Consider the following 3,913-nt stretch of genomic DNA (forward strand, 5'->3'; position numbering starts at 1 on the left):
GGTGGTGTCGGTGTACGTGTTACGCCAGACCAGGGCGAAGTGCGCATCCTCACCCGGGCGGAGGGTCACCGGGTGCGGGCCGGGGTCGCGGACCGCGGTCGTGACCTGCTGGGCGCCTTCGTCGATCCTGACGTCCAGGGGGTCGCCGGTCTCGTCGAGGAGGCGGACGCCGGGGTAGCCGTTGAGGTGGAGCGCCTGGCCGCCGCAGTTGGTGAGGGTCATGGACTGGACGCGCAGGCCCATGGCGGCGTTGACCGGCTCGGCGGTGAGGATCGTCTCCTCGCCGGAGCACGACGGCGTCGGGGGAGAGGACGGCAACGTCGGCTGCGGCAGGGCCGTCGGGTGGTGGGGGTCGCGCGCCGTGGGCGCCGCCCCGCTCGGCGCGACGGCCGTCCCGCAACCGGTCAGGCAGAGCACGGCCAGGGTGAACGCCCTGACGGCGGAGAAGAACGACACCACCCCATCCTCCCGCCCGCCCGCACTGGACGGGCCCGGAGGACGGGTGGGCACCCCTGGCTCCCGGGCGGGCGGGTGCCCGTTCCCCGCCACCGGATGCGCCCCGCCCGCTTCGGATGCGCCTCGCCCGCTTCGGCGGGGCGCTGTTCCGATTCCACGCGGTGCCCCGTCGGCTTCGGCGGGGCACCGCAGCGAGGTCAGGAGGCGGGGTAGGCCTCCAGCTCCCACAGGGAGTAGCCGTACGCGGTGGCGCGTTGGACGCCCTGCATGCGCAGGTGGCGGGTCTCGTTCGGCCGGTCGATCCAGACGGTGTCGACGCCGCCGTCGCCGCCGGTGACCGTGGCGAGCGGCTGCCAGGTGGTGCCGTCCGCCGAGCCCTCGATCCGGTACGCCGATCCGTACGCGGCCTCCCAGCGCAAGGTCACGCGCGCCACGTCGACCGGCTCCCCGAGGTCGACTGACAGCCACTCGCCGTCGGTGCGCCCCGACGACCAGCGGGTGGCCGGGTCGCCGTCCACGGCGTTCGCCTCGGTGAACGCCGTGCCGCCCTCCACCGAGGACGCGGTCACCGGCCGCTTGAGCGCGACGTTCGAGGTGCCGGACGGCCGGTGCGCGGCGACCTCGACCTCGGCGGCGACCGGCTCGCCGGCGGACGGGACGAACTCGATCCGCAGGGTGCCCGACGACGTCGGCGTGAACGCCACCGGCACCGTCAGCCCACCGCCGCGCGGCACGCGTACCTCCCGCTCCTCCGGCAGGGACCAGCCGGACGGGCCGGTGACGCGCAGCGTCCCGGTGAGCTCGGCGGCCCGCCCCGAGGTCAGGGCGGCGCTGACCGTGGCCTCGGCGCCCGTGACCGCCTCCAGGGAGGCGGGTTCGACGGTGAGCGCGGCGACGGGGACGTCGGCGTACCGGGGGACGATCTCGGCGATCCGCGGCGGCTCGCCGCCCGCCGTCCAGGCCAGCCGGACGGCGTCGGCGCTCACGTCGCCGGCGTCGAGCTCCGTGTACGGCCCCGACAGCCGCCCGATCGTCCGCCACTGCCCGCCGGTGCGCACCTGGACGTCGGCCGAGCCGGTGCCGACGACCATCACCAGGTCGACCAGCCGCGCCCGGGACAGCGTGGCGACCAGCGCGTCACCCTCGGCGGGGGCGGAGCCGGCGGTGTAGGCCGTGCCGAGGTCGCCGTCGGCGGCCAGGTCGAGCCCGGTGCCCGAAGGGGTGCCGGTGACGGTGATCCGGGTGAGCGAGTCGTCGGTCACCTCGACGGCGAACTCCCTGACCACGAGCCAGTAGTCGTTCGACGAGGTGGCGCGGTAGCGGACGTAACGGGCCACGGTGCCCTCCGGCGCGGTGGCCCTGACCTCGGCGGTGGTGCCGGTGGCCAGCCGTGTCCAGGTGACGCCGTCGGTGGAGACCTCCAGCGCGCCCGCGTGGATGTAGTCGTTCGGGCTGGACGGCTTGCCCATGAGCAGCGTGACGTCCCCGATCGGGCGCGGCGCGCCGAGGTCGACGGTGACGTGCGAGCCGGTGCTCGGCGAGCCGTTGCTCCAGAAGAAGGTGTCCGGGTCGCCGTCCACCATGCGGTCGGGAGTGTTGTCCTGGTACGTCCCCAGGCTGGTGGTGGCGCGCGGCCGGGTGGCGGAGACGCCGATCCAGTCGTCGAGCTCGGCGAGCGCGTCGGAGACGAACCGGTCGAGCACGCCGTCGCCGACGCGCGGCGCCAGCGTGTTGTGCGGGGCCCGCGAGTCGCGGATGGCGTTCGCCTCGGCGATGAGGCCGCGCGCCGCGTCGGCGGCCCGTACGGCGGCCGTCCCGTCACCGTCGCGCACGGCCTCCAGCACGTCCACCGCCTCGGCCATGGCCCGCGACCACAGCTCGGTCGCGCGCAGCCAGGACGCGGCCTCGTCCACGAAGGCGCGGTCGGGCAGCTTCTCGGTGATGAGCCGCGCCGAGGCGCCCAGCCGGTCGGCGTACGCGCGCAGCGTCGTGGGCTCGCCCGCCCGCCAGGCCGTCCAGAACGCGGCGACCTGCTCGGCCAGCCGCGGCGACTGGGTGTGGTGCAGGGTGCCGTCGAGGGTGTTCAGGTCGGCGAAGTCCCGCAGCGCGGCCAGCAGGCCGGCGTCGCCCGCCAGCTCGTCCAGCGCCCGCAGCCACGACTCGCCGGCGTCGAAGGCGGTGTCGTTCCAGCCGAAGTCGGCGAACGAGTACAGCGCGATCCGGCTGACGGCGGCCTGGTTCATCGGGTTGGAGATCACGCCGGCGAGCTGCTCCGACAGGCCCGGCTCACGCCCGTCGTACGGGGCCAGCAGCAGCCGCCCGGCGGCGTAGTCGTTGACCGGGTAGTTGTCCCAGACCAGGATCTGGTGGCCGAAGACCTGGCGGGCCTGGGCGGCCTGGGCCTTGGTGATGCGCTCGGGGACGACCGCGGTGCCGGTCCAGTGGACGATGACGTCGGGGTGCATGACCTCGCGCAGCGCCTGCTTGTAGGGCGTCGGGGTGACGTTGTAGTACTCCGTCGGCACCATCTGGATCGGCGCGACGTCGCCCTTGGCCACGGCCCACGCCTGCGCGGCGTTGACCAGGTCGCTCTGCGCGCGTCCTGCCGCCGCACCGCCAGGGGCGCCGTACTTCGCGCGGTCGCCGTCGCAGTTCCAGCGGCCGGCGTCGATGTCGTCCAGCGCGATGTTGAACGAACGCCCGCCGAGCGCGTAGATGGCCTCGAACTTGGCCAGCAGCGCCGCCACGTCGCTCTGCGAGGTGTAGCAGACCGACAGGCCCGGCGAGATCGCGAAGGTGAAGTCCACGTGCCCGGACCCGGCCCGCTCGATGAGCTCGCCGAGCTGGGCCAGCCTGTCCTGCGGGTACGGCTCGCGCCAGCGGTCGCGGTGGTAGGGGTCGTCCTTGGGCGCGTACTCGTAGGTGTTCATCTTGTGCGCGGCCAGGTAGTCGAGGTGCGCCAGGCGGTCCTCGTGCGTCCAGGGCGTGCCGTAGAAGCCCTCGATGGAGCCGCGGTAGCGCATGGCCGGCCAGTCACGCACCTCGACGGCGGGCACCCGGTCGTTGCCGCGACGCTCGCGGACGAGCTGGTCGAACGTGAGGGCGGCGTAGTAGGTGCCGTCGGCGTCCACGCCGTCGAGCACGACGTGCTTGCGGTCGTCGTCGCGACCGGTCGCCACGACGTACCCCTCGGCGGGCAGGTCCGCGGCGCCCTCGACGCCGAGCGCGTCGAGGGCGGGGCCGCCGTCGCCGAGCCAGATCGTGACGGGGGTGCGGGGGTCGGAGCCGTCGGTGGCGCGTACCTGCTTGACGCCGGCCTCGGCCAGCGTGCGGCGGACCACGGCCTCGGCGTACGGGTCGCTCTGGCCGGTACGGACCAGTCCGACGACGGGGGTGAGCGGGAAGTCGCCGCCGCGGCTTTCGACGCGCTGGGCGGGCGGGCTGATCGAGACGGCCT

At 74.6% G+C, this 3,913-nt stretch carries 2 protein-coding genes; both read right to left on the reverse strand.

All coding sequences use genetic code 11. The features are described from left to right. The coding region (locus C1J01_RS46735; protein ID WP_181449352.1) for a DUF4232 domain-containing protein at positions 1-456 on the reverse strand (456 nt) is incomplete at its 3' end. Between the two features lie 197 nt (positions 457-653). Next, positions 654-3,913, reverse strand: a 3,260-nt coding sequence (locus C1J01_RS46740) for a glycoside hydrolase family 84 protein (RefSeq protein WP_111185441.1), incomplete at its 5' end; no start/stop codon positions are given.

The sequence above is a fragment of the Nonomuraea aridisoli genome (assembly GCF_003236395.1).
Classification (GTDB): Bacteria; Actinomycetota; Actinomycetes; order Streptosporangiales; family Streptosporangiaceae; genus Nonomuraea; species Nonomuraea aridisoli.